The 24,584-nt window shown below is 34.7% G+C and carries 27 protein-coding genes; 19 read left to right on the plus strand and 8 right to left on the minus strand.

The window, feature by feature from the left end; translation table 11 throughout:
• Positions 1–23 precede the first annotated feature (23 nt).
• The 3 genes from AC4FQ5_RS03015 to AC4FQ5_RS03025 all read left to right on the plus strand — a co-directional run bounded on the left by AC4FQ5_RS03015 (position 24) and on the right by AC4FQ5_RS03025 (position 2,737).
• Positions 24–1,259 carry a hypothetical protein gene (locus AC4FQ5_RS03015; protein WP_491141024.1) on the plus strand — a complete coding sequence of 412 codons (1,236 nt, stop codon included), beginning with the start codon at positions 24–26 and terminating at the stop codon, positions 1,257–1,259.
• A 3-nt stretch (positions 1,260–1,262) separates the two neighbouring features.
• Positions 1,263–1,601 (plus strand): DUF6122 family protein, encoded by a 339-nt coding sequence (locus AC4FQ5_RS03020; protein WP_491141025.1) that lies wholly within the window; start codon positions 1,263–1,265, stop codon positions 1,599–1,601.
• Between the two features lie 65 nt (positions 1,602–1,666).
• A complete protein-coding gene (locus AC4FQ5_RS03025; RefSeq protein WP_491141026.1) occupies positions 1,667–2,737 on the plus strand; it encodes a calcium:cation antiporter in 1,071 nt (356 codons plus the stop codon).
• 23 nt (positions 2,738–2,760) lie between these two features.
• On the opposite strand, the gene AC4FQ5_RS03030 is transcribed toward AC4FQ5_RS03025, so the two are convergent.
• Entirely contained in the window at positions 2,761–3,141 is a 381-nt protein-coding gene (locus tag AC4FQ5_RS03030; RefSeq protein WP_491141027.1) for a group III truncated hemoglobin, read from the minus strand.
• A 121-nt stretch (positions 3,142–3,262) separates the two neighbouring features.
• On the opposite strand from AC4FQ5_RS03030, the gene AC4FQ5_RS03035 reads away from it, so the two are divergent.
• Positions 3,263–4,234 carry an ion channel gene (locus tag AC4FQ5_RS03035; protein WP_491141028.1) on the plus strand — a complete coding sequence of 324 codons (972 nt, stop codon included), beginning with the start codon at positions 3,263–3,265 and terminating at the stop codon, positions 4,232–4,234.
• The gene (locus AC4FQ5_RS03040) at positions 4,234–4,722 is read left to right on the plus strand and encodes a YkgJ family cysteine cluster protein (RefSeq protein ID WP_491141029.1); all 489 of its coding nucleotides are present in this window, start codon (positions 4,234–4,236) and stop codon (positions 4,720–4,722) included. Before AC4FQ5_RS03035 ends, AC4FQ5_RS03040 begins: the two co-directional genes overlap by 1 nt.
• Before the next feature lie 165 nt (positions 4,723–4,887).
• On the opposite strand, the gene AC4FQ5_RS03045 is transcribed toward AC4FQ5_RS03040, so the two are convergent.
• The 4 genes from AC4FQ5_RS03045 to AC4FQ5_RS03060 form a co-directional block, all read right to left on the minus strand.
• Complete coding sequence (locus AC4FQ5_RS03045; protein WP_491141030.1) at positions 4,888–5,256, minus strand: iron chaperone; 369 nt, start codon at positions 5,254–5,256, stop codon at positions 4,888–4,890.
• Positions 5,257–5,396: 140 nt separating this feature from the next.
• Entirely contained in the window at positions 5,397–6,755 is a 1,359-nt protein-coding gene (gene gdhA / locus AC4FQ5_RS03050; RefSeq protein WP_491141031.1) for an NADP-specific glutamate dehydrogenase, read from the minus strand.
• Positions 6,756–6,946: 191 nt separating this feature from the next.
• Entirely contained in the window at positions 6,947–8,056 is a 1,110-nt protein-coding gene (gene dprA / locus AC4FQ5_RS03055; RefSeq protein ID WP_491141032.1) for a DNA-processing protein DprA, read from the minus strand.
• A gap of 38 nt (positions 8,057–8,094) precedes the next feature.
• On the minus strand, positions 8,095–8,862 hold the full coding sequence (locus AC4FQ5_RS03060; protein ID WP_491141033.1) for a rhomboid family intramembrane serine protease: 768 nt from the start codon (positions 8,860–8,862) through the stop codon (positions 8,095–8,097).
• A gap of 215 nt (positions 8,863–9,077) precedes the next feature.
• Between AC4FQ5_RS03060 and AC4FQ5_RS03065 the strand changes: the two genes are divergently transcribed.
• Positions 9,078–10,010: a DUF3078 domain-containing protein gene (locus tag AC4FQ5_RS03065; RefSeq protein ID WP_491141034.1), complete on the plus strand. Its 933-nt coding sequence runs from the start codon at positions 9,078–9,080 to the stop codon at positions 10,008–10,010.
• A gap of 68 nt (positions 10,011–10,078) precedes the next feature.
• Here AC4FQ5_RS03065 and AC4FQ5_RS03070 read toward each other — a convergent pair whose 3' ends face one another.
• Entirely contained in the window at positions 10,079–11,614 is a 1,536-nt protein-coding gene (locus AC4FQ5_RS03070; RefSeq protein WP_491141035.1) for a YifB family Mg chelatase-like AAA ATPase, read from the minus strand.
• 127 nt (positions 11,615–11,741) lie between these two features.
• On the opposite strand from AC4FQ5_RS03070, the gene AC4FQ5_RS03075 reads away from it, so the two are divergent.
• The 12 genes from AC4FQ5_RS03075 (at position 11,742) to AC4FQ5_RS03130 (ending at position 21,614) form a co-directional block, all read left to right on the plus strand.
• Positions 11,742–12,089 carry a tRNA-binding protein gene (locus tag AC4FQ5_RS03075; protein WP_491141036.1) on the plus strand — a complete coding sequence of 116 codons (348 nt, stop codon included), beginning with the start codon at positions 11,742–11,744 and terminating at the stop codon, positions 12,087–12,089.
• Positions 12,090–12,154: 65 nt separating this feature from the next.
• Positions 12,155–12,856, plus strand: coding sequence for a 3'-5' exonuclease (locus tag AC4FQ5_RS03080; protein WP_491141037.1), 702 nt, complete (start codon positions 12,155–12,157; stop codon positions 12,854–12,856).
• Between the two features lie 3 nt (positions 12,857–12,859).
• Positions 12,860–13,186: an SUF system Fe-S cluster assembly protein gene (locus tag AC4FQ5_RS03085; RefSeq protein WP_491141038.1), complete on the plus strand. Its 327-nt coding sequence runs from the start codon at positions 12,860–12,862 to the stop codon at positions 13,184–13,186.
• A gap of 299 nt (positions 13,187–13,485) precedes the next feature.
• Positions 13,486–14,193: a response regulator transcription factor gene (locus AC4FQ5_RS03090; protein WP_491141039.1), complete on the plus strand. Its 708-nt coding sequence runs from the start codon at positions 13,486–13,488 to the stop codon at positions 14,191–14,193.
• 4 nt (positions 14,194–14,197) lie between these two features.
• Positions 14,198–15,607, plus strand: coding sequence for a sensor histidine kinase (locus AC4FQ5_RS03095; RefSeq protein WP_491141040.1), 1,410 nt, complete (start codon positions 14,198–14,200; stop codon positions 15,605–15,607).
• A gap of 143 nt (positions 15,608–15,750) precedes the next feature.
• Entirely contained in the window at positions 15,751–16,248 is a 498-nt protein-coding gene (locus tag AC4FQ5_RS03100) for a hypothetical protein (RefSeq protein WP_491141041.1), read from the plus strand.
• A 31-nt stretch (positions 16,249–16,279) separates the two neighbouring features.
• Complete coding sequence (locus AC4FQ5_RS03105; RefSeq protein ID WP_491141042.1) at positions 16,280–17,128, plus strand: YoaK family protein; 849 nt, start codon at positions 16,280–16,282, stop codon at positions 17,126–17,128.
• 206 nt (positions 17,129–17,334) lie between these two features.
• Positions 17,335–19,113: a DNA mismatch repair endonuclease MutL gene (gene mutL / locus AC4FQ5_RS03110; RefSeq protein ID WP_491141043.1), complete on the plus strand. Its 1,779-nt coding sequence runs from the start codon at positions 17,335–17,337 to the stop codon at positions 19,111–19,113.
• A 4-nt stretch (positions 19,114–19,117) separates the two neighbouring features.
• Positions 19,118–19,876 (plus strand): rhomboid family intramembrane serine protease, encoded by a 759-nt coding sequence (locus AC4FQ5_RS03115; RefSeq protein ID WP_491141044.1) that lies wholly within the window; start codon positions 19,118–19,120, stop codon positions 19,874–19,876.
• A 6-nt stretch (positions 19,877–19,882) separates the two neighbouring features.
• A complete protein-coding gene (locus AC4FQ5_RS03120; RefSeq protein WP_491141045.1) occupies positions 19,883–20,875 on the plus strand; it encodes an endonuclease/exonuclease/phosphatase family protein in 993 nt (330 codons plus the stop codon).
• A gap of 4 nt (positions 20,876–20,879) precedes the next feature.
• Entirely contained in the window at positions 20,880–21,221 is a 342-nt protein-coding gene (locus AC4FQ5_RS03125; RefSeq protein ID WP_491141046.1) for a hypothetical protein, read from the plus strand.
• A gap of 18 nt (positions 21,222–21,239) precedes the next feature.
• Positions 21,240–21,614, plus strand: coding sequence for a hypothetical protein (locus tag AC4FQ5_RS03130; protein ID WP_491141047.1), 375 nt, complete (start codon positions 21,240–21,242; stop codon positions 21,612–21,614).
• A 36-nt stretch (positions 21,615–21,650) separates the two neighbouring features.
• Here AC4FQ5_RS03130 and AC4FQ5_RS03135 read toward each other — a convergent pair whose 3' ends face one another.
• Positions 21,651–23,168, minus strand: coding sequence for a GH3 auxin-responsive promoter family protein (locus AC4FQ5_RS03135; RefSeq protein WP_491141359.1), 1,518 nt, complete (start codon positions 23,166–23,168; stop codon positions 21,651–21,653).
• Positions 23,169–23,402: 234 nt separating this feature from the next.
• Entirely contained in the window at positions 23,403–23,777 is a 375-nt protein-coding gene (locus AC4FQ5_RS03140) for a helix-turn-helix domain-containing protein (RefSeq protein WP_491141048.1), read from the minus strand.
• A 181-nt stretch (positions 23,778–23,958) separates the two neighbouring features.
• Here AC4FQ5_RS03140 and AC4FQ5_RS03145 point away from each other — a divergent pair, with 181 nt between their 5' ends.
• Complete coding sequence (locus AC4FQ5_RS03145) at positions 23,959–24,579, plus strand: hypothetical protein (RefSeq protein ID WP_491141049.1); 621 nt, start codon at positions 23,959–23,961, stop codon at positions 24,577–24,579.
• The last annotated feature ends 5 nt before the right edge of the window (positions 24,580–24,584 follow it).

Raw genomic sequence — 24,584 nt, forward strand, 5'->3', positions numbered from 1 at the left:
ATTTTAATTAATTTGAAAGTGTAATGAAGAAGAAATATATCTTTCTTGCAATCGTATTTCTAATTGCAACTGGAATTTATGTTCTGTTATTTCAGAAGGATAAAACATTGAAATTTATCCCCAAAAATGCAGATGTCGTGGTTTTAGTTGATGTGAAAAAAGTCATGAGACAATATATTTCTGCTTTGGTGACTCATCCTTCAGAATGGTTTAAAAGTGATGGGAAAAATAAAGACAGAATTTCTATCTATAAATCCGGGATTAAAATTCCGGATTTTATTCAGATTTTTCACCTGAAAGACACTCGGTTGGGCGATTGGTATACCATTTTGGAAATTGAGGATAAAACTCAATTTTTACACTATTTAAAACAAAATAAATTCATCAAAAACGGAGAAAATCTTTTCTTTAGAGACGGTGTTTTTATTGATATTAAAGAAAAAACCTGTATTGTCGGAACTTCAAATGCTACTTTTGAAAATATCAGAAATGAGTTTTTATCAAAATCAGAAACCAATATTCTGAATGCAGATCAGTTCATCGAAAATTCTGCGGGAAGCATTTCTTACATTTCAGAATCAAAAATTACCAATTTTCTGATCAGTTTAAATTCAGATAAAATTGAGGTAAAAAACCCCGAAAACGTAAGTGATTTTGCATCATTACTTTTAAAAGTTCAACAAAAAAATCAGTTTTTGAGTGCGGAATTGGATGAGAAAAATGTGAAAAACGGGCTTCAGTTTTTCAATAAAGCCTTGAAAGATTCTCTTCAGATCAGCTATTTTAGAGCCAATGCAGATCTTGAAGAAGTGAATGATACAATCATCAGTTACGGTTACGATGACAATTTTAATGAAATTGAAAAGGTGAGTTATCAGAAAATTATTCAACCCAACTTCACCATTTCTCTTCAAAGTTTAAATCCTGATAAAACATGGAAAATATTCCAAAATAATAAGTGGATTAATGATCAGAATCAGTTTACAGCGATTCCGTTTCAGCCAAATCGTATTGAGGCGAGAGGTAAAGAAGTTATCATTCAGTCAACAAGAAAGCCTTTGCAACTACCTCATAAACAATACAAAAACTATATTTTTCTCAAGAACAGTAAATTGCTATCTTCATCTTTTCATCAGTTAAATCCCGCTCAGAAAAAGATACTTTCAAACATCGAATATATTTTTTTCGCAAACAAAGAGTATGATTATAATGTAAAAATTAAATTTAAAAAAGAAAAATTACCTTTAATTTTAAGATAAACAATGGGTACATCTGAATTTGCTGTTTTGAAAACATTCACTCATTATTTTTTACACTTGGTGTTTCCGGTGTTTATTGCGTTGGTATTTTACAGAAAAAGCTGGAAGAAAGTTTATTTGATTCTCCTGGCAACAATGCTCGTCGATCTAGATCATCTCTTTGCTGATCCTATTTTTGATCCCGATAGAATGAGTGTTGGTTTTCATTTTTTACATTCTTATTATGCTATTGCGGTGTATTTTTTGCTGCTATTTTTCAAAGGAAATTTAAGAATAATCGGTATTGGTCTCCTTTTTCATATGTTGACAGATTTTCTGGATTTTGTGTTGTGGAATCATTAAAATACGATTAATATTTTCTTTTGATAATTGAATACCCATAGATTTTTTGTATTTTAGGGACACTTATGAAACCAAAAGAATTTTTAAACTACACCTATATTTTCCCCATCCTTGCAGTGATTTATTACTTCACGGGTTTGATGGGAACAGGAGTTATTTTTGATATCATTGCCGGAATTTTACTGACAGGAAGTGTGCTTTCTGCTGTACATCACGCAGAAGTTGTTGCCCATAAAGTTGGCGAACCTTACGGAACGATTATTTTGGCGCTCTGTATCACGATTATCGAAGTTGCACTCATTGTTTCTCTGATGGTTGCGGGTGGTGAGCAGGCTCTTACGTTAGCGAGAGATACCGTTTTTGCAGCGGTAATGATTATTTTAAACGGAATTATAGGCATTTGTATTTTAGTTGGCGGAGTTAAATATTTTGAGCAGTTTTTTGCACGTACTTCGGCAACGACTTATCTGGTAAGTATTGTTTCCATTCTTGTGATTACTTTGGTTCTTCCGAACTTTACTTCAAGCGTTAACGGACCTTATTATAACAATGCCCAATTGATCTTTGTTTCGATTGCCTGTCTTGTGATTTATGGCGTTTTTCTGATGGTTCAGACGGTAAGACACAGAAGTTATTTTGTACCTGCAGATGGAAATGCAGAGGAGCATTTTATTCCAAACAGAACGCAGGCAATTGTGAGCTTTTTATTTTTGGTGGTGTGTTTGGTTATTGTGGTTTTGATGGCGAAAGGTCTTTCAAAAACTATTGAAGACATGGTACAAAGTATGGGAGCACCAAAATCTTTGGTAGGAGTTATTATTGCAGCGGTTGTACTGCTTCCGGAAGGAGTTGCGGCGATTCGTGCAGCGAGAAATAACCAGATACAATCGAGTTTAAATTTAGCTTTAGGATCTGCTCTTGCAAGTATCGGGTTGAGTATTCCTGCGATCTCCGTAGTAAGTATCATGTATGATATTCCGCTGGTTTTGGGATTAGATAAAAAAGATATTATCCTTCTCACCTTATCTGTTTTCATCGTTATGCTTTCATTAAGCCGCGGAAAGACAAATATTCTGTACGGAACTGTTCTCTTGGTAAATTTAGCAGCTTATATTTTTACCGTTATCGTTCCCTAAATTTTAATTAAAATTTTAAATGATTAAAGTTTTCTTGCCATTTCCATTTTGTAAGCCATTAAATTGGCGATATTTTCAGACTTTGTAATGGCCATTGAAGCGTTTTGACCAGTGAAATTTTCTTCAATGGTCTGTTTCCAGAGTTCTAACCATTTTGCGAAATGCTGTTTTTCCATTGCTTTTATTTCGTTGATTGGAAAATGCATTTGCATAGGATTTCCTTTATAGCTCATCTGTCCGAAAAGAATGGTCTCCCAGAAAGAATACATTTTTGGTAAATGTTTGTCCCAGTCTACTTTCACAATATCTTTAAAGAAAAAACCAATTGTTTCATCTTTAACTACTTTTGCGTAAAAACTATTGACAAGAAGCTCGATGTCTTCTCTTGATTCCAGCTTTTTCATACATCAAATTTAGCTTAAATTTAAATGCGGAATTCAATTTTAAAATTGATAAATTTCATAAGAACAATATTTTATCTTTGCAAATTATTGTTCTTTTAATGATGAAATAATACAAACTGATATGGCAAAAGGTTTCAGAAAAAGAATTCGCCAGGAAAACACAGAAAACAGTGGTTTCGGAAGCAGGGCTTCGGGAAGATTTATCAATAAAGACGGGCTTCCGAATGTGAGAAGAAAAGGTGTTAATATTTTTAACAGATTGAGCTGGTATCACACCATGCTGAATTTATCATCGTTCCGGTTTATTACCTATTTGGTGGTGATGTACATTCTGATCAATCTCGTTTTTGCGTGTATTTATTATCTGATCGGTGTAGAGCATCTTACCGGAATCAACAAGAGTAATCCGACGGATGAGTTTATCGATGTGTTTTTCTTCAGTTCTCAGACGTTTACAACGGTTGGCTACGGAAGAATTGCTCCGGTAGGATTTATGGCAAGTTTGGTGGCTACTTTTGAGGCATTCCTGGGATTGCTTACCTTTGCAATTGCAACGGGTCTTTTTTACGGAAGATTTTCCAGACCGAGAGCTTACCTTAAGTTTTCAGATATTGCGGTGATTGCTCCTTTTCAGGGTGTTACAGCGTTGATGTTCAGGTTGGCTCCATATAAAAATAATGCTTTGACAGATGCGGATGTTACACTTTCAACGGCAATTGAGATCAACGAAAATGGTGCAACAAAAAGTAATTTTTACCGGTTGGAAACTCAATTAAGTAAAATCAACACTTTGTCTCTTAACTGGACGATAGTGCATAAAATTGATGAAAATTCTCCATTTGCCGGGTTTTCTGCAGATGATTTTGCAAATACGAATATTGAAATCATCGTTCATGTAAGAGCATTTGACGAAGTATTTTCAAACACAGTTGTTCAGAGATCATCATATGTGTCAAGAGAAATTATATACGGAGCAAAATTTTCACCCATGTACTATCCTGACGAAGAAAAAGATTCTACTGTTTTGGATCTTGATAAAATTAATGAATACCAGAAAGCAGAACTTCCTGTTTTTGAGACAGAAAGATTATAATGAATTTAGAATCACACAAAAAACAGGCTTTACAGAAGCAAAAAGAGCATAAAAAATTCTTAGAAGGTTTGAAAAAAAAGCCTCCTAAAAATCTCGATTATATTGTTCAGGAAACGCATGAAGAAGTTTTTGAAAAGATTGACTGCCTTCAATGTGCCAATTGCTGTAAAACGACAGGACCATTGTATACTGAAAAAGATATTGAACGCATATCGAAACATCTGAGAATGAAACAATCAGATTTTGAAGCAAAATTTCTTCGTGTTGATGAAGACAATGATAAAGTTTTGCAGAATCTTCCATGCTTTTTTTTAAACAATGATAATACATGCTCAATATACGATGTTCGCCCAAAAGCGTGCAGAGAATATCCGCACACCGATAGAAAAAAAATTTATCAGATTAATAACTTGATGATACAGAATACCGTTATTTGTCCGGCGGCTTTTGAGTTTGTAGAGAATCTGATGAAGAATCTGAATAAGTAATTCGGAATCTTAAATGTTTGCAAAATGTTATAAAGTTTCGTTAAAACCACCTTCGCAGATAATTTATTTCAAAAGGGTGCGTTTCATAAATAAATCAATCCCCAATTGATTTGCAGCAAGAAGTAGTTTTTAGATAGTAAAAATGGAATCCTGAAATAGAATGTTTCAGGATTTTTTCTGATCAATTTCCATCATTCTGAATTGTATGATCATTTCTATCAGATCTAAAGGTAAATCTTCGGTCACAGGAAACTGTACTGCTCCTTTTGAAAATTTCAATTTTCTTTCTTTAAAATCTTTTTCAAATTTTTTGATTCCTTCGGCACCAGGATAAAAGCCAATGTGCTTTTTATATCCAGCAAAATAAACCAAAGGCTTTTCTTTATATTTGAAAGCAGGCATCTGATAACCAATATATTCTTCGATGTCAGAATCCTGAGTATGAATTGTTTTTCTTATACTTTCAAATTTCTCCTGGATATCTTCCGGAAATAAAAGGTAATATTCTTCAATTTTTTCAAATGTATTTTTCATCTTGAATCCTTTTCATAAAGATAAAAAAAGCGCTGAATAAATTCAACGCTTTCCTCTTTCACTATTACTATTTTCCCATTTATAGTCCCGGGACAGGCTGTAAGAAAAAAGGTCAGGAAAACTTCCCGACCCTGATATTTTTATACTACACCCTGAGCAAGCATTGCTTCTGCAACTTTTACGAATCCGGCGATGTTGGCACCTTTTACGTAGTTCACATAGCCATCTTCCTCTTTTCCGTAGTCTCTACAAGCTTTGTGGATTCCGATCATGATCTCTTTCAGTCTTGCATCAACTTCTTCAGAAGTCCAGTTTAATCTGATTGAGTTTTGAGTCATTTCCAAACCTGAAGTAGCAACACCACCTGCGTTAGAAGCTTTTCCAGGAGAGAACAACACTTTGTTGTCAAGGAAATAATTGATAGCATCTAATGTAGAAGGCATATTCGCAGCTTCTGTTACACAAAGGCAACCATTTTCTACCAGTAATTTAGCATCTTCCAAGTCCAATTCATTCTGAGTTGCAGAAGGTATTGCAACATCACATTTAACTTCCCAAGGACGTTTTCCAGCGTGAAATACTGCAGACGGGTATTTTTTAGCATAATCTTCAGCTCTGTTATTCCCTGAAGATCTTAATTCTAATAAATAATCAATTTTCTCTCCGTCGATACCATCTTTATCATAAACATAACCGTCAGGACCTGAAAGTGTAACCACTTTTCCGCCCAATTCATGTACTTTTTTGATAACCCCCCAAGCAACGTTACCAAAACCTGAAACCGTTACTGTTTTGTCTTTAAAAGTCTGGCCGATCGTTTTCAGCATCTGCTCAGCGAAGTAAACAACACCATATCCTGTAGCTTCAGGACGGATCAATGAACCACCGTAAGCAAGACCTTTTCCTGTAAGAACTCCGGTAAATTCATTTCTGATTTTCTTATACTGACCAAATAAATATCCGATTTCTCTTGCTCCAACACCGATATCTCCCGCAGGAACGTCGGTTTCCGGACCAATGTGCTTGCACAATTCTGTCATGAAAGCCTGACAAAAACGCATCACTTCCATATCGGTTTTTCCTTGCGGATCAAAATCTGAACCTCCTTTTCCACCTCCCATCGGAAGAGTCGTCAGTGAGTTTTTAAATACCTGCTCGAAAGCTAAGAATTTAAGTACAGAAAGGTTTACCGTAGGATGGAAACGGATTCCCCCTTTATAAGGTCCGATCGCAGAGTTCATCTGAATTCTGAAACCTCTGTTTACCTGAATTTCTCCTTTGTCATCAACCCATGGAACTCTGAAAATAATAATTCTTTCAGCTTCGGCCATTCTTTCAAGAAGCTTCATGCCGGTATATTCTTTTCTTGTCAGGATAAACGGAATTACTGTTACGGCAACTTCTTTTACTGCCTGTAAAAATTCCGGTTCGTTAGGATTTTTCGCCTCAATTTTAGCGATAAATTCCTGTATTTTCTGGTCAATATTATATTGTTCCATATTAGGTAAGGTTGAATATTATGTCAACAAATTTAATTTTTTTTTCAAGATTCACAATAGCTTATTTAATATTTGCTGATAATTCAATAATAATGAAACAGAATATTATTAAATTGATAATTATGATTTAAATTTTGTTAAAAATTAAATGTTATATGTGAAATAATGAAATATTAAGAAATCGTTAATTTTCAAATCGCAATAAATTGTCTCCCGGAAAATGATTTTACTTTACCTAAAAGCTCTAATTCTAAAATTACAGGCAGAATTTTGTGTGAAGCCACCGAGATTTTCTCCGCCAGATCGTCCAGCGATACATGAGGATTTTCTGCAATTTTTATATATATTAATTCCTGACTTTCAGACAATTGAACGGTTATTTCGCTATGAGGGAAGAGCTCTGCCGTTTTTTCTTTAGGATCATTAAATCCAACTAAATCAAGCAAATCTTTTATCGTAGAAATTGCTGTTGCCTTATTCTGAAAAATAAGCTGATTACAACCCTGACTATATTTGTCTGTAATTTTTCCGGGTAAAGCAAAAACATCTCTATTGTAAGTATTTGCAAACGTTGCAGTACTTATCGAGCCGCCTCCGAAAGCCGTTTCAACAACAATAGTAGAAGATGAAATACCTGCAACAATTCTGTTCCGCTGAATAAAATTTTCACGGTCAGGTTTTCGGGATGAATTAAATTCTGTCAGCAAAACTCCGTTTTCTTCAATGATTTTTTCAGAAAGCTTTTTATTTTTAGAAGGATATAAGGTGTGAAAACCATGCGCCAAAACTCCCACCGTAGGAATTTGATGTTTTAAAGAATATTCATGAACTTCCTTGTCAACGCCTAAAGCTAATCCGCTAACTGAAATAAACTGATGTGATTTTGCTTCTTCGAAAAAATCTTCAATAAATTTTTTGCCGTAAGCTGTAATGTTTCTTGTTCCGACTAAGCTTACAGGTTTTAAATTTTTGTCAAAATTTCCTTTCTGATACAAAATTGCAGGTGCGTCATCACATTCCTTTAATAAAAAAGGCAATTCGTTCTGATGCCTTAAATTGATTTTTATACACTTAGCTTCACAGAAAAGAAGCTCTTTTTCGGCAAATTTCAGATGTTCAGGATTTCCGATGTCAGAAACTGTTTTGGTTCCGATTCCGTCAGTTTTACTGAGGTCTTTTTTTGATGTTTCCCAAACGTTTTTTGCGCTTCCGAAACTGCGGACAAGTTTAAAAAAATTAATATCACCAATAAAATTACATTCACGCAACGCAATAGAATAGAGATGTTCTTCAGAGTACATTTGTGTTTTATTTTCTTCAAATGTAATAAAATTCAGAATTATTTTTTCCTTATTTCTTCTAAATGATCCCAAATATCTTCATTTTTCTTATAAGGTAATTCAAGGAAATCTTCGGGATGGTTTTCTTTGTATTCCTGCCACAATTTATCGTCTTTCTCGCTGTAATAATTGGGGAATTCCCAAATGTATTTTTTCTTTTTATCACCTACATTTTTAAAAACAAAAGCTAAAATGCTTCCTACAACTGCACCCGACAAATGTGCCTGCCAGGAAATCTTGCTCGGCTCCTGCATATTGTAAAAAAGCTCTTCAGGAAACATTCCCCAAATCAAACTTCCATAATAAAGAACAACTAAGAGTGAAATGGTCAGCAAGGTTGTATTCCATTTAAAAACTCCACTGAAAAACAGGAAAAATGCAAGCACATAAACAACACCACTTGCTCCGATTGTACATGTATATAAATATTGCCCCGTCAGAATATCAATAGGTGGAAGCATCCAAAGTAAAAGTCCCGTTGCAAGCCAGCCTAAAATAAAAACTTTATTGGCAACCAATGGATAAAACTGGTACAAGAGACCCATCAACACGGCAATAGGAATTGAGTTTCCAACAATATGATCTATACTTCCGTGAAGGAGAGGCGATGTTATAATGCCCAACAAGCCTTCCGGTAATAAAGGAATAATTGCTCCAAAGCAACTTGCAAAAAAGCCCTGCATCTGTAAAAAGTATCCCAACCACATTGCTCCCAACATAAGAAGAGGATTGATGATAGCATTTTTGTAAATTACATTTTTAAACATATCTGAAAACTGTCAAATCAAAAGCCAATGATAAATTTCGGAAAATTTGTCGATGATTTTAATTTTAATAAATTATTTGAGACAAAAAGTAATGTTTTTGGTATTTAATTTTTCAAAATAATGACGTAAATCTGTTTTGTTACAAAACTCTGAAAATGGTTGAAATCTCAATTTGACAATATATCCTATTTTTGTATCTGAAAAAATTGAGATTTATGAAAAAGATTTTCGTTTTATTTTTTATGTATCTGAGTATGTATTCATTTGCACAAGTAGTTATCAGCGATTCTGCTGCGGTTGACACCATCAAAAAACCAAGACACTGGTCTGTGACTGCAAAAAACAGTGTAATGTTTAATCAGGCAGCCTTCTCAAACTGGGTCGGCGGAGGAGCAAACAATGTCGGCTGGCTTGCAAGTGCAAACTATAATCTGGTTTATGAAAATGGGCGTCACCTTTGGGAAAATATTATTATCCTTAACTACGGGCAAAATACTACAAAAGGTTTGGGAACCAGAAAAACTCAGGACGTTTTGAATCTTTCTACAAACTATGGACGACAATTCTCAAAAAGCTGGTATCTTTCTACCGGAGCAAGTGTTTTATCTCAGTTTTCCGGTGGCTTTGAAGATGGTAATAATCCTGAAGCCAAGAAAATATCCAATTTTATGGCTCCGGGTTATGTGAATGCCGGTTTAGGTATTACCTACAGACCCGATGAGAATCTTACGGTGACTTTAAGACCTGCCAACGGAAGATTTACCTTCGTTTTGGATAAAGAACTACAGTTGGCGGGAAATTACGGTTTAAAAGCTGACGGAGATTTTTTCCTGATGCAGATCGGTTTTCTGGGTTCTGCCATTTATAAAGTAAAACTGATGGAAAATATTGAAATGACCAACACCGGTTCTATTTTCTCAAATTATCTTGACAAACCTGATCATATGGTATTGTCTTACAATATGTTATTAAATATGAAAATCAATAGGTTTGTTTCATCAATCGTTACTTTAGATTTGATGTACGATCATAATCAGATTCAGAAAACGCAGTTGAAACAAACTTTGGGGATTGGTTTTGCCTACAATATTGATAATGGCGTGAAGCGTTCTGACCGTAAAGACAGTCAGTGGTGGCTGAAGAAATAGATTAATTTCTCATATATATATGTTATCAGATTTATCTAATAGTCTAGCTCCAAAATAATATTTTCATTTTAAACATTCCAAAATTCCCTATCCAGACTTCTGTACTGTATTGCTTCAGAAATATGATGAGAAAGAATCCGTTCAGATTCTTCCAGATCAGCAATCGTTCTTGCGACTTTCAAAATCCGGTCATATGCTCTGGCTGAAAGATTGAGCTTTTCCATAGCCATTTTGATAAGGCTAAAAGACGCATCATCCAATTCACAAAACTGCTCTATTTCGCGTGAACCAATTTGAGCGTTATAACTGATTGACAAATCCTTATACCTCTCATTCTGAATCTCGCGCGCAACCAGAACCCGCTTTCTGATATCTTCACTTTTTTCACCTTTTCTTTTTTCAGCCAACTGCTCAAACTCCACTTTCTGCACTTCGACATGAATATCAATCCGGTCTAAAAGTGGTCCCGAAAGTTTATTCATATATCGCTGCATTTCAAAAACTGATGATGTATTATTCGGATCATCGGGGAAATATCCGCTCGGACTTGGGTTCATCGAAGCCACCAACATAAAACTCGAAGGATAATTGACAGTAAACCTCGCTCTCGAAATCGTTACTTCACGATCTTCCAAAGGTTGACGCATCACTTCCAGAACCGTTCTTTTAAATTCAGGCATTTCGTCAAGAAATAAAACTCCGTTGTGAGCGAGAGAAATTTCTCCTGGTTGAGGATAACTTCCTCCGCCTACAAGTGCGACATCTGAAATGGTATGATGAGGTGAACGAAACGGACGAACGGTCATCAAAGAAGTTTCAGTTCCCATTTTCCCTGCAACAGAATGGATTTTTGTGGTTTCCAAAGCTTCTTTTAGAGTAAGCGGCGGCAAAATACTGGGAACTCTTTTTGCCAACATCGTTTTTCCGCTTCCCGGAGGTCCGATGAGAATGATATTGTGTCCCCCTGCTGCAGCGACTTCCATTGCTCTTTTTGCAGTTTCCTGACCTTTCACTTCAGAAAAATCAAAAGGAAAATTATTTATTTTCTCCTGAAATTCTTTTCGGGTGTCTAAAACTACTTTTTCCAAAGGTTTTCCTTCGTTAAAAAAATCAATAACTTCTTTGATGTTTTCAACTCCGTAAACATCAAGATTATTGACAATCGCAGCTTCCCGTGTATTTTGTTTAGGTAAAATGATTCCTTTGAAACCTTCTTCTCTTGCCTGGATTGCAATCGGCAAAACTCCACGGATCGGCTGTAGACTTCCATCAAGAGAAAGCTCACCCATGATAATATAATCATGCACGTTTTTGGCAATAATCTGATCCGAAGCGACCAAAATTCCAATGGCAATACTCAGATCATAAGCGGCTCCTTCTTTACGCAAATCGGCAGGAGCCATATTGATCGTTATTTTTTTACCGGGGATTTTGTAACCTACATTTTTGAGCGCGGCTGAAATTCTGTAACTGCTTTCTTTGATGGCATTGTCGGGAAGACCAACGAGATGGTATCCTACTCCACCTGTGTCTATATTGACTTCAATTGTAATGGTTTGGGCTGAAACGCCATGAATTGCGCTACCGTAAATTTTTATCAGCATCAGTTATGTTTTGGGTAAAATTAAAAAAAATCCTTAGTTTATTTATATATTTTGGTAGAATTTTATTTTAAAATTTTAATACTTTTGTTTAAAGTCAATTATTTTTTTTAAATCAAAATAACCTGTAATGAATATCAAACCTGAAATATCCTGGACAGATTTTGAAAAAATAGACATCCGATGCGGAACAATAATCTCAGTAAATGATTTTGAAAAGGCAAGAAACCCTTCTTATCAGCTTGAAATTGATTTTGGAGATGTAGGAATCAGAAAATCTGCAGCCCAGATCACAACGCTCTACAAAAAAGAAGAATTGGTTGGCAAACAGATTTTAGCGGTTGTCAATTTTCCTAAAAAGCAGATTGCCAATTTTTTCAGTGAATGTCTGGTTTTGGGAGTTTATGGTGAAGACAAAAAAGATGTGACACTTCTTTCACCTTCACTGCTAACAAAAAATGGATTGCAGGTAGGATAAGTCGTGAAAAACGTATTCGGTTTCGAAAGACGGAACGCAGTCAATTAATTATTTAAAACACATAAATGATACAGAACATTCCTTTAGATAAGGTATTATTCATTGATATAGAAACAGTTCCAAATTCAGGGTCATGGGAAGAATTATCTGAAACTGAACAAAAACTTTGGGACAAAAAAACAAGACATCAACGTAAGGACGAAATTTCTGCTGAAGATTTTTATGAAAGAGCGGGAATCATGGCAGAATTTGGGAAAATCATCTGCATCACCATAGGAATGGTCGAAAAAAATGATACTTTAAAGATCAAAAGTTTTGCAGGACATGACGAGAAAAAAATACTGCAGGAGTTTGGAGAAATTTTTAACAGCCCGAGACTCCGCGATGTCATTCTCTGTGCCCACAACGGAAAAGAATTTGATTTCCCGTGGATTGCAAGACGATTTCTGATCAATGGAATGCAGCCCCCTGCTCCATTTCAGATGTTCGGAAAAAAACCCTGGGAAATCCCACATCTTGATACGATGGAACTCTGGAAATTCGGAGATTACAAAAGCTATGTTTCACTAGAATTACTGGCTCATGTTTTCGGAATCCCAACCCCGAAAGATGATATTGACGGCTCAATGGTTTCATCAATCTACTACATAGAAAAAGACTTGCAGCGAATAGTTGACTATTGTGAAAAAGATGTCTTAACTTTGGCAAACATTTTCCGGCGTATGCGTCAGGAAGATTTATTGCAGAGAAATATCAATTTAGATTAACAAATGAACTTTACAGACGACCAGATTGCCGATATTGGTGAAGAAATTATAAGAGTACTGAAAACTGTTTACGACCCGGAAATTCCGGTAGATATCTACGAATTGGGGTTGATTTATGACGTTCAGATTTCGGAAGAAGCAGATGTTAAAATCATCATGACCTTAACGACTCCTAACTGTCCGGTTGCTGAAACTTTACCACAGGAAGTGAAAGATAAGGTGGCGGATGTAGAAAATGTAAAATCCGTAGATTTAGAGCTCACTTTCGAGCCAAGCTGGAACAAAGATATGATGAGTGAAGAGGCAAAATTTGAGCTGGGAATGCTTTAAATTTCTTTTAAAAATAAATGAGGCTGTCAATTTTGGCAGCTTTTTTTTGCTATTTCCTAAATTTTTTCACTTCAATTTGTAAAATTACAGTTATTTGTTATTCTGCAAAATCTGATAAGTTTAAAATTGCTATGTTAAGACTCCTCGGAGTGAAGAAGACTTTGTTTTTTGGCCTAATAAAATGATATGAAAATTTAAAACTTGAATCTTTTCTTAACTTTTAAACCAATCTTAGTAACTCTATTTTCACATATCCTCATTAATATTCTTTTCCTTATTTTTGTGAAACTCGTTGCATTATGAAAAAAATTGTTCTGATCGAAGATGAAACCAGCGTAGTTTCTTTTATTAAAAAAGGACTTCAGGAAAAGGGTTATGAAGTTTCGGTGGCTTTTGACGGTCGCACCGGGGTCACTCTGGTGCAGGAAAATGACTTTGATCTGGTCATCTTAGATATCATGCTTCCTGAAATGAACGGACTGGATGTCTGCAAAGAGATCAGAAAAACCAACAAACACGTTCCGATTCTCTTCCTCACGGCTTTGGGAAGTTCGGAAAATATTGTTCTAGGCTTGGAAAGCGGTGGTGATGATTATCTTGTGAAACCTTTTAAATTTATCGAACTGGTTGCCAGAATTAAGTCATTATTGAGAAGAAGTGTGCCTATTTCAACTCCGGAAATTACAGAAGATGAAACATTTAACGAATATCTTTTTCAGTTTTCAGATCTCAAAGTGAACGATTATACGAAGAAAGTGACCCGCGCCGGAGAAGAAATCTCACTGACGACTACAGAATACAAACTTTTGATGTACTTTCTCAACAATCCTGAAAAAGTAATCTCAAGAGCCGAAATTCTGGATGCAGTTTGGGGAGTAAACTATGAATTGGGAACCAATGTTGTGGATGTTTACGTCAATTATTTAAGAAAGAAAATTGATAATCAGGACGACAAAAAACTCATTCACACCGTAATCGGAATGGGATATGTGCTGAAAAAACCTTAGAAAAATGACTGGCAAAGTAATGACAAATCAGACCAAAACGATGGTGCTTTTGATGGTTGTTTTTATAACCGTCATTTCGCTTTTCGGGGGATTGGTTTACTTTTCTATTGTGAATTTTTCGCATCAGAGATTTTATGAATTATTGAAAATCAGAACAACAACGATTGTTCAGATCGAGAAAAGCAAAGAACATCTTGATCTTCCTGAAAATCATATTCTCAACGGTCTGAACGATGAAGAGCTTCCGATGGAACGCGATTATGTTTTTGCTGTGCCTGAAGATTCAAACTTTAAAAATATTTCGAAGGAAGTACATATTCCTGATACTTTTTTTAAAAATATCATCAGAAAAGGTGAAGCTAATTATAATGATAAAGAGTTTTACTACATTGGGCAGTCTTTTAAGTTTAATAATAAAGAGTATATTGCGATTGCCTCTGCACAAAATCATTACGTGATTTATTATCTTGGTTTCCTTAAGAGAACCATCATTACATGTATGGTTCTTGCCATTTTTTTCAGTATGATTTTTTCTTTTTACCTGTCTAAAACTTTATTTAAACCGATCCTGAAAATCACCGGAAAAGTGAAACAGATCAGCTCAGAAAATTTACATTTAAGACTGGAACCTCAACCCGACAATAAGGAGCTTAATGAACTGGTTGACACCTTCAACACCATGCTGACCAGAATTGAAACCTCTTTTGAAACTCAAAATCACCTGATCGGAAACGTTTCTCACGAGCTCAGAACTCCCCTTACTTCGATTATGGGCGAAGCTGACGTAGCACTTTCTATCAACAGAACTGCAGAAGAATACAAAGAAACTCTGGAAATCATTCTGGACGAAGCCGAAAAGCTCGACAAAAAGATCAAAGCCCTTTTAATTATTGCTCAGACCGGTTTTGACGGGAAAATTCAGAAGATCGACAAGGTGAGAATCGATCAACTTCTATGGGACGTTATTGAGACCATCAGAAAAATTGATTCACGCAATAATATTTATCTGGATATAAGCATGCTTCCCGATAATCCTAAAAAACTGAAAGTTCAGGGGAATGAGCAGCTTCTTCATCTCGCCGTTGCCAATATTGTAAATAATGGTTGTAAATATTCTAATTTCCAGCAGGTAAAAGTTTCGTTAGGCGCCACAGATACAGATGTGTACATCATTGTAAAAGACACCGGAATCGGCATCCCGGAATCTGAAATGGACAAAATTTACGATCCCTTTTTCAGAGCTTCCAACACCCGGAATTACGAAGGGTACGGTATCGGTCTTCCTCTCGCCAGAAATATTGTAAGAATGCACAATGGTGAACTGATTGTAAGTTCACACGAAAATCAGGGAACAACTGTACAGCTTCGTTTTCCTACTATTTACAGTACTCAGCTGGTAGAAAAACAATCTTAGCTTCAAACAAAGCATTTTTTAGAATGAAATTTTAATCTCATTTTAATCTCTTTAATTACATTTTAATTTGATTCCAAAGGTCTTCTAATCTTGCAGTTATAGTTTTGTATTGTCAAAATAGGTAATCACTAAATCTAAAAGATATGATCAAGACCATTTTAATTGCAACAGACTTTTCTCTTGAATCTTTAAACATATTAAAGAAAGTACTGAAAGAGAAAAATTCTCAGGATGAAGATACTAAATACAACATTTTGCTTGTATCAGGTTATGATATGGGAGATTCTATCAGAGATCTTTTATTCAATACCAAAGGAACGATTTTCAACAAAATAAGATCAAAAGAGTTTTGCGATGCATACGGCATTATAAAAAACAAGTATCCGCACTTGGTTAATAAAATCGTTTGCGATGTGTTCACCGGAAGCTTCCAGAGAGCCTTCAACAATTACCTGAAAGCGGAAAACATTGAGGAAGCTTATTACACATCATCTTTAAAAGACAAAAACAGCAAAGGAAAATTTGATCTGGCTCCTTATATCAAAAAAGCCAAAGATATCAAAGCACGAGAAATTGCGCTCGACACTCCAGAATTCATGCCTGAAAGAGGAAGGCTTGCAGAAGTTTTTGTTGAAGTTTAAGCTTAAATATTAACTCTTAAAAATCAGAAAAATGTTAAGAAATTATAGTAACAGCAGGACATTGGGAGACAATATAAAACTGGGGACGCTGACTGCCTTCACGGCAGGAACTATAAACATTGCATCTCTATTGATATTTCTTTCTTTTACCTCAAACGTAACGGGGCATTACGCTGTATTTGCAGCCGAGATCAGCAAAGGAAACTGGTCGCAGGTCGCTGTTGTTGGCGCATGGATCTTTTTGTTTTTCTTCGGAAGTTTTACGGCAAACTTTTTTGTGATCAACTTTAATAAAAAAAGTAAATATTTTGCCCACGCAATGCCGCTTATCCTGGAGATTTTATGTCTCGTTGGTGTTGGTTTTTACGGACAGTTCTATTATCGGAAAACGCTGGAAGAAGCAGAAGTTCTGGTAGCCTTAATGCTTTTTGCAACAGGTCTGCAGAATGGTTTGACAGCGAGTATATCCAACTTTTTGGTGAAAACCACTCACCTCACAGGAACAACAACCGATCTGGGAATTTTGATGTCTATGTTTACTCACAAAAAATACAGAAAAAACCCTGAACTGATCGCTAGAGCAAAACTTTTATCAAGCATCATGTTTGCGTATGTTTTAGGAGCTATTTTCTCCGGACTCGTTTACTATTCATTAGAATTCAGCGTGTTCTACATCATCAGTTTGTGTCTGCTGGTAGTGATTGGCTATGATTTTTATAAAATTAATATCAGGCACTTCAGAACCAATTACCGATATGCAAAAATTTATAACAAGCCAAATTTTATGGCATTTATGTACGATAAAATTCACGGTAGCGGAGAAGTAATGGTGAAAGAAACCAGGAAAGAAAAATCTAAGCTTGTCCTGGAAGAAACTTAATCATATTAAAAAAATAAAAGCATTAATCGTATATACTTAGTTTTGTAGCCTCTGTTTGTTTTGCAAATGGAGGCTTTTTTTATTAGATTCAATTATTTCCTTTGTTTAGATATATGAATTTTAATCAGACTTAATTTTTAATTCATCGTCTATTTATTTTAATTCTTATTTGCTTTGACTATTTTTGTAAGTTCATTTATCATTTTATGTCAGATATTATTCAGCTTTTACCGGATCATGTAGCCAACCAAATTGCAGCAGGTGAAGTGGTACAGCGCCCCGCATCCATCGTGAAAGAACTTCTCGAAAACGCAATCGATGCAGGAGCTTCAAAAATTGAACTGATCATAAGAGATGCCGGGAAAAATCTCATTCAGGTAGTAGATGACGGGAAAGGAATGTCTGAAACCGATGCAAGAATGGCATTTGAAAGACATGCCACTTCAAAAATACGGGCAACTGAAGATATTTTCAAAATTGCCACAAAAGGTTTTCGTGGTGAAGCTTTAGCGTCAATTGCCGCAGTTTCTCAGGTAGAATTAAGAACAAAACAGCCGGAATCACCCTTAGGAACTAATATTTATATAGAAGGCGGAATTTTTCAGTTTCAGGAACCGGTGCAGACCGCAGAAGGATCTAACTTTTTAGTTAAAAATCTTTTCTATAACGTTCCTGCAAGAAGAAAATTTCTCAAAAACAATAATATAGAATTCAGACACGTCATTGATGAATTCCAACGTGTAGCTTTGGCTCATGAGAATTTAGAATTTTCTATGTTTCATGATGACGAGCCTGTTTTCAGACTCAGAAAGGGAACACAGATGCAAAGGATTGTAGATGTTTTCGGAAGAAAATTGCATCCGCAACTGATACCTATTAAAGAAGATATTCTTTGGTGCAAACTTCACGGTTTTGTTGCTAAACCGGAAGGCGCAAAAAAAACACGTGGCGAACAGTTTCTTTTCGTCAACGGAAGATTCTTTAAAAGTCCGTATTTCAACAAAGCGGTTCAGGAAGCTTTTGAAGGGCTTCTCTTACCTGGATATATTCCGACATTTTTTCTCTTTCTGGAATTAGATCCGGAGAAAATTGATGTCAACATTCATCCGCAAAAGACAGAGGTGAAATTTGAAGATGAACATTTGATTTTTGCGTTGATCCGTTCTACAATCAAGAGATCATTAGGAATTTACAATATTGCACCAAGCTTGGATTTTGAAAGAGATCCGCAGCTTGACGAAATGATGCAGAAAAGTTTCCCGAGCAAAAGCAATAATTCCGGCAATCTAAAAATGCCTGAAATTATTGTTGACCGTGATTATAATCCTTTTTTAGAGGAAAAAGAAGTTACAAAAACAGAAATTCATAATCTTACAGAAATGTATCATCAGAATATTTCTGCCGAGCCTTCTAAGATCAACCTTTTTGAAGATGAAGATTTTGATGAAGATCTGATGAGACTTCCCAACGGATATTGGCTGTTTAACAAAGGCGACAAAACATTGATGCTTGATCTCGGAAGAATGCACCGCCTGCTGGTCGCAGAGAACAATAAAAACATTAAAAAAGGAAATACAAGCCACGCCCTTCTTTTCTCACTTGAGTATCATATGAACGAAATTGAGAAAAATAAATACAGATCAATCAAAAAATTCTTGCCCGAACTGGGGTTTGACATGAAAATTGCACATGAAAATGTCCTGAGAATTGATACCGTTCCTGAAGGGCTGAAAGAAACACAGGTCATGAAATTTCTTGAAAATCTTTTTGATATTCTGGAATACAAAACCGAAGACGAATTTATGCAGTTTTATCACAATCAATGGGCAAAAATGCAATCAAAATCAAGATTTGATTTTATTTATAAAGCAGATGCCGAGCAAGTGATCAAAGACTTTACCGCATTAGGTTTTCCTGAGTTTTTACCCAACGGAAAAAGATGTTTTTACGAAGTTCCTTTTAATGATTTAAAAAATAAATTTTAAGAAGATGTTTAATAATATACCGCCTTTAACGAAGAATATTATCATTATAAATATTGTTGTTTATATAGTTACAAACATCATAATGTATGCTTTTAATAATATAGAATTTTATTATTCACTTGCTTCATTCTATCCTTTTTCTCCTTTTTTTAAATCTTGGCAGATCATAACTTCAATGTTCATGCATGCTCCTATCGGTGATGGCTCCGGATTAATGCATATTTTCTTTAACATGTTTATGCTCTATAATTTTTCTTTTATGGAAAATATTTTGGGCGGCAAAAGGTTTCTTATCCTATATTTTTTGAGTGGGATTGGTGCTTATGCTTTATTTAATGCTTGGGAATTTATTCAAGTTGAAATATTTGCCAGACAACTGGAAAATTTAGGGTTTAATATTTATGATTATTTTTCAGGAACAGACCCGGTTTTCAAAGGGTCTCAAGAATCAATTATCACTCAAAAAAAATTATTATCTAATATTATTAAAATCATATCTACACCATTAGTAGGAGCTTCAGGTGCTCTTTTTGGTGTCTTGGCCGCATTTGCAACAATTTATCCAAATGAAAAATTGGGTATTTTATTCATCCCATTTCCTATAAAAGCAAAGCATTTATTAATTTTCACCATTGTAATTTCCATTTATCTTGGATATAGTGGAAAAGATGATGGTATAGCCCATTTAGCTCACGTAGGTGGAGCAATTGTAGGATTCATTTTAGCAAGAATCTGGAGAAAACATTTATATCGATTTAATTAAAACATTGTGAAGATCGTCCGAATCATCTTTTTTATCCTGCACCTGGGAATATTATTTTTATTGACGGGTGTTTTATTGAATGCTTATATTCCGCCAAAAGTTTTCCCTTGGTTTAATCTGCTGTCTTTAGGTTTTCCTGTACTCATTTTAGGATATGTTTTGCTTACATTTTTCTGGATTTTTTCATGGAAAAAAAGAGCGTTTGCCTTTATGTTTTTGGGATTATTTTTCTTAAGCCCTGTAAAAAGATGGATCAATTATTCTACGGACAAAAAAGAAGCAGCTAATTTAAAGATAGTTTCTTTCAATGTAAAAGGCGGAAAATTTGGTCCAGAAAACATTGAGAAATTTATTAATGAGCAAAATGCAGATATTGTCCTTATTCAGGAAGATGCAGATTTTGAATATGGATTTAATTATTTAAAAAAAGAGTACAAAAACCCTGTTGTTGGTACATATTCAAAATATAAAACTGTAGGGCACAAAGAATTATTTGCCGGTATGTACAGCGAAGAATTCAATGCATATTCCGAATATACAGATATTGAAATCAAAGGGAAAACATATCGTATTATCAATACTTATATGCAGCCTTTTAAGTTTGAAAAAAGTATGGTAAAACTCAACGGAAACAGTGAGCAAGATGAGAAAAAGGTAAAAGACATCATTAAACGACTGATTCCTACTTTTAAAATGCATCAGGAGCAGGTAGCAATCATTAGAAAAAGCATTGACGAATCGCCTTATCCTGTGATTTTGGCAGGGGACCTAAACTCTGTTCCCAATTCTTATGAATATTATCATTTGGGAAATGGGTTAAATGATGCTTTTTTTGAAGCAGGTAAAGGGAGCGGCACCAGTTTTCACGATTACAAATATCCATTAAGAATCGATTTTATTTTCGCATCACCTTCCATAAAGCCTGTCAGCTATCATGTTGACCGCTCGGTAAAACTTTCTGATCATTATCCTGTAATTGCAGAATTTCTTTTAAATTAGTTGTATGAAAAAAGTATTGTCAGCAGGATGTATAAGTTTTGTTTTTCTGATTGCATGTTCAAAGCGGGAATCTGCAAATCCTGATCAAACCCAATCTTTACAACCCCATTATGATACAACAGCTATTGATTCGTTTTCGGCAGGTGCCACATCCGTTGATGTCGTCCGCCAAATCAGAATTTCATCTCAAAAATATCAGGATTCTTTAAAAGAAGCCATAAAACTAGAACAGGAAGAACAGCGAATCGAGGCTGAACTAGAAAAAGAGAATAAGAAAAAACAAGAAGAAGAAAAGAAACAAAAGTCTAATGAAAATGCAACAGTTTCTACTCCCGCAACACAATAATTAATATAAATATACAAAATGAAAAAACAAATTATCACAGCATTTGCTGTCTCAGCATTCATAGTAAGCTGCACACAATCTACTTCAAAGACGGAAAAAGTAGAGAATCCTGACGGATCTGTGACAACAACGACAACTACTGAAAGTCGCACCGGCTTTGTGGATACAGCGAAAGTTGATAAAGCAAAATCTGATGTCAAAATGACGGTCAGTAAAACGGGTGAAAAAATCAATGAAGCCGGTAAAGATATTAAAGAGGAGGCCAATAAGGTAGGAAAAGACATTAAAACAGGAGCCAAAGAAGTGGGAGAAGATGTTAAAAATGCCGCAGTAAAAGGAGCCGAAAAAGTAGAAGAAAGTGCGAAAAAACTAAAAGAAGATCTTAAAAAGTAAAATAAAAACAGCAGAAAAATATTTTCTGCTGTTTTTTTATGATTGATTCATCTCTAATAAAGAATCAATATATTCTCTGTCATTGCTGAGGCGGGGCACTTTATTCTGTCCGCCCAGTTTTCCTTTAGATTCTAGCCAACAATAGAATAAGTTTGGCTTTGCCAAATGGATCACAGGCTTTTTCAGCGTAATATTGTTATATCTTTTGGCTTCGTAGTCTGAATTGATCGCTTTTAGCTGCTGATCAAAAATATCTGTAAACTCATCGAGATTTTCCGGTTTTTCACTAAACTCAAAGATCCATTCATGAGCGCCGCTTTCGTTCTCTTTCATAAAGATGGGGGCTCCTGTAAAATCTTTCACGGCGGCTTTTGTGATCTCACAAGCTTTCGTCAATGCAGATTCTACGTTGGTAATCATCAGTTCTTCACCAAATGCGTTGATGTAATGTTTTGTTCTTCCCGTAATTTTTATTCTGAAAGGATTAGTTGAAGTGAAAATCACAGTATCTCCGATTAAATATCTCCATAAGCCTCCGTTGGTCGTGATAACCATTGCATAATTCTTTCCTGTTTCCACATCTTCAAGACTGATGATTTTAGGATTTGAACAATGAAACTGCTCCATTGGAATAAACTCGTAGAAAATACCGTAATCGAGCATCAGAAGCATTTCGTCACTATCCGGTCGGTCCTGAATTCCGAAAAAACCTTCAGAAGCATTGTAAATTTCGTAATAATTGATATTTTTTCCGATGATTTTTTTGTACTGATCTTTATAGGGCTTAAAGCTGATTCCGCCGTGAAAAAACACTTCAAGATTCGGCCATAGTTCTGAAATACTATTCACATCAGTTTCCTTTAAAACTCTCTGCAAAAGCACCATCATCCAACTTGGAACACCCAAAATACTTCCTACATCTTCGTTTTTAACTTCAGAAGTGATGGCCTTCAACTTGCTTTCCCACTCTCCCATCAGAGAAACTTTCTTGCTCGGAGTTGTAGTAATTTCAACCCAAAAAGGAAGATTGTCAATTAAAATTGCTGAAAGATCGCCAAATTTGGTATTGAAATCTGCGTATAATTCTGAACTTCCACCCAAACGTAAATTTTTATTCGTGAAAAGCTGATTTTCGGGATGATTATTGGCATAAATGGAAACCATGTCCTTCCCGGCTTTCATGTGGCAGTATTCGAGGCTTTCTGCTGAAATAGGAATGAATTTGCTTTTGGCATTCGTGGTTCCGGAAGATTTAGCAAAATGTTTGATGTAACCAGGCCAGCTTACGTCCTTATGTCCCTGTCTTGCTCTTTCAATGTAAGATTCGAAATCCTCGTAAGTAACTACCGGAACTTTATTTTTAAAATCCTGATAGCTTGAGATGGTATTAAAACCATATCGCTTACCATACTCTGTATCTTCTGCATGAAACAACTGAGAAAACAGAATTCCGTTCTGCGTTTCGATAGGATGATCCATAAAATTCTGTATCTGATCTATCCTTTGGCGGATAAACCAATTGACTACCGTATTGAAAAGTGCTTTCGTTGCCATTTCAACAAATATAATCATATTTTGTTTTAGTAGAAAACGTATTGAAAAATTATAAGAAACGAAGAATTTATGTTTTCATTTTTCATATAACAAACAGAACATTTTATTACATCCTTAAAAAGAATCTCAATGTTTGTAATTCCGGAGGAATATAAACTTAATAAACAAAAAAAACCTCTCTCAAAAATTGAAAGAGGATTCTTATATGTTATTCTAAAATTAAAGTTTAAATTATTACTTGTCTAAAAGACTTTTCAAAAAAGCGATTTCTTCGTCTTTTTGTTTAAGTCTTTCTTCATATTGTTGCTCTAACTTTTCAGAAAAATAGTTATTTATAGTTGAAATTTGCTTACTTATATAGTTTGAAGAGTTTGAAGAACTATCAAAACTATTATTTGAGAAGCTATCTCCAGAAGAATCCAATAAAAGTTCGTAAATATCCGTTTCGTAAAAATTAGAAATTTTTAATAAATTATCAATTCCTGGTTTTGAAAGATCACTTTCCCATTTTCCATAAGCTGCTTGAGAAATATCTAATTCTAATGCGACCTGTGCTTGAGATAAATTTTTCTTTTGTCTTAATTCATAAAGTTTCGTTCCTAAAGACATGACTTAATTTTTTTAGCTAATGTACTATATTTTATACTTTAAAATTAAAACTTTTGTGTTTGATATTAAAACTTTTGTATTAGAATCTAATAAATCACTTTTATAAATTCGCAATATGTTCTCGCGAAAACATAAATATGTAAAAAAAATTAATTAAAAATCATTTAACAATTAAAATTTTATGAAAAATTTATTTAAATTTGTCTTTATTTTGAACTTTTTATTAACTGGATTCTGTTTTGGACAAGATTTGAAGGTTTTGAAAAAAGATCCGATATTTATTAATTATCTAAAAAAAGAGATTGAAGTAATTAACAAAGTAGATCCACAAAATCATGAAAAGATAGCAAGTCTCATTAGTGACAAGGAAATTTCTGAGTATGAAAAAGAAGATTTTGCAAAATATATTGGATTTGAAAACTTTGAAAATTATTCAAGTTTTATTGCGGAACAAAACAAATCATTACAAAAATTGAATAAAGATTATAATCTTTCTACAGCTTCGCTTAACGATTTAATTTTAGTAATTGACTCTCCTGAAATCTATCCTATTCTTGAACCTATAACTGAACCCATAACAGAAGTAAATGGTGATGATTGTTCTAAAAGTTGTGTAAGAACAGGGAACAATTGTTTAGTAAAAACTACATCATTAGCCGTAGTGTCCCATTTAGGATGTGCTGCGATAGATAGTTTCGGGATTGGTTTACTTTGTCATGCTGCTGTACAAGCTGCTTTTATAGCTGAGATAGACGAGTGTGATAATCAAAAAGGAGTTTGTTTAAGAGGCTGTAAAAAATAAATTTG

It is taken from the genome of Chryseobacterium sp. DT-167 (genome assembly GCF_058310155.1).

What these genes read in the sequence shown, in the direction of transcription:
- AC4FQ5_RS03015 (WP_491141024.1), top strand. Translation starts at nt 24, where the DNA reads ATGAAGAAGAAATATATCTTTCTTGCAATCGTATTTCTAATTGCAACT.
- AC4FQ5_RS03020 (WP_491141025.1), top strand. Translation starts at nt 1,263, where the DNA reads ATGGGTACATCTGAATTTGCTGTTTTGAAAACATTCACTCATTATTTT.
- AC4FQ5_RS03025 (WP_491141026.1), top strand. Translation starts at nt 1,667, where the DNA reads ATGAAACCAAAAGAATTTTTAAACTACACCTATATTTTCCCCATCCTT.
- AC4FQ5_RS03030 (WP_491141027.1), bottom strand. Translation starts at nt 3,141, where the DNA reads ATGAAAAAGCTGGAATCAAGAGAAGACATCGAGCTTCTTGTCAATAGT.
- AC4FQ5_RS03035 (WP_491141028.1), top strand. Translation starts at nt 3,263, where the DNA reads ATGGCAAAAGGTTTCAGAAAAAGAATTCGCCAGGAAAACACAGAAAAC.
- AC4FQ5_RS03040 (WP_491141029.1), top strand. Translation starts at nt 4,234, where the DNA reads ATGAATTTAGAATCACACAAAAAACAGGCTTTACAGAAGCAAAAAGAG.
- AC4FQ5_RS03045 (WP_491141030.1), bottom strand. Translation starts at nt 5,256, where the DNA reads ATGAAAAATACATTTGAAAAAATTGAAGAATATTACCTTTTATTTCCG.
- gdhA (WP_491141031.1), bottom strand. Translation starts at nt 6,755, where the DNA reads ATGGAACAATATAATATTGACCAGAAAATACAGGAATTTATCGCTAAA.
- dprA (WP_491141032.1), bottom strand. Translation starts at nt 8,056, where the DNA reads ATGTACTCTGAAGAACATCTCTATTCTATTGCGTTGCGTGAATGTAAT.
- AC4FQ5_RS03060 (WP_491141033.1), bottom strand. Translation starts at nt 8,862, where the DNA reads ATGTTTAAAAATGTAATTTACAAAAATGCTATCATCAATCCTCTTCTT.
- AC4FQ5_RS03065 (WP_491141034.1), top strand. Translation starts at nt 9,078, where the DNA reads ATGAAAAAGATTTTCGTTTTATTTTTTATGTATCTGAGTATGTATTCA.
- AC4FQ5_RS03070 (WP_491141035.1), bottom strand. Translation starts at nt 11,614, where the DNA reads ATGCTGATAAAAATTTACGGTAGCGCAATTCATGGCGTTTCAGCCCAA.
- AC4FQ5_RS03075 (WP_491141036.1), top strand. Translation starts at nt 11,742, where the DNA reads ATGAATATCAAACCTGAAATATCCTGGACAGATTTTGAAAAAATAGAC.
- AC4FQ5_RS03080 (WP_491141037.1), top strand. Translation starts at nt 12,155, where the DNA reads ATGATACAGAACATTCCTTTAGATAAGGTATTATTCATTGATATAGAA.
- AC4FQ5_RS03085 (WP_491141038.1), top strand. Translation starts at nt 12,860, where the DNA reads ATGAACTTTACAGACGACCAGATTGCCGATATTGGTGAAGAAATTATA.
- AC4FQ5_RS03090 (WP_491141039.1), top strand. Translation starts at nt 13,486, where the DNA reads ATGAAAAAAATTGTTCTGATCGAAGATGAAACCAGCGTAGTTTCTTTT.
- AC4FQ5_RS03095 (WP_491141040.1), top strand. Translation starts at nt 14,198, where the DNA reads ATGACTGGCAAAGTAATGACAAATCAGACCAAAACGATGGTGCTTTTG.
- AC4FQ5_RS03100 (WP_491141041.1), top strand. Translation starts at nt 15,751, where the DNA reads ATGATCAAGACCATTTTAATTGCAACAGACTTTTCTCTTGAATCTTTA.
- AC4FQ5_RS03105 (WP_491141042.1), top strand. Translation starts at nt 16,280, where the DNA reads ATGTTAAGAAATTATAGTAACAGCAGGACATTGGGAGACAATATAAAA.
- mutL (WP_491141043.1), top strand. Translation starts at nt 17,335, where the DNA reads ATGTCAGATATTATTCAGCTTTTACCGGATCATGTAGCCAACCAAATT.
- AC4FQ5_RS03115 (WP_491141044.1), top strand. Translation starts at nt 19,118, where the DNA reads ATGTTTAATAATATACCGCCTTTAACGAAGAATATTATCATTATAAAT.
- AC4FQ5_RS03125 (WP_491141046.1), top strand. Translation starts at nt 20,880, where the DNA reads ATGAAAAAAGTATTGTCAGCAGGATGTATAAGTTTTGTTTTTCTGATT.
- AC4FQ5_RS03130 (WP_491141047.1), top strand. Translation starts at nt 21,240, where the DNA reads ATGAAAAAACAAATTATCACAGCATTTGCTGTCTCAGCATTCATAGTA.
- AC4FQ5_RS03135 (WP_491141359.1), bottom strand. Translation starts at nt 23,168, where the DNA reads ATGGCAACGAAAGCACTTTTCAATACGGTAGTCAATTGGTTTATCCGC.
- AC4FQ5_RS03140 (WP_491141048.1), bottom strand. Translation starts at nt 23,777, where the DNA reads ATGTCTTTAGGAACGAAACTTTATGAATTAAGACAAAAGAAAAATTTA.
- AC4FQ5_RS03145 (WP_491141049.1), top strand. Translation starts at nt 23,959, where the DNA reads ATGAAAAATTTATTTAAATTTGTCTTTATTTTGAACTTTTTATTAACT.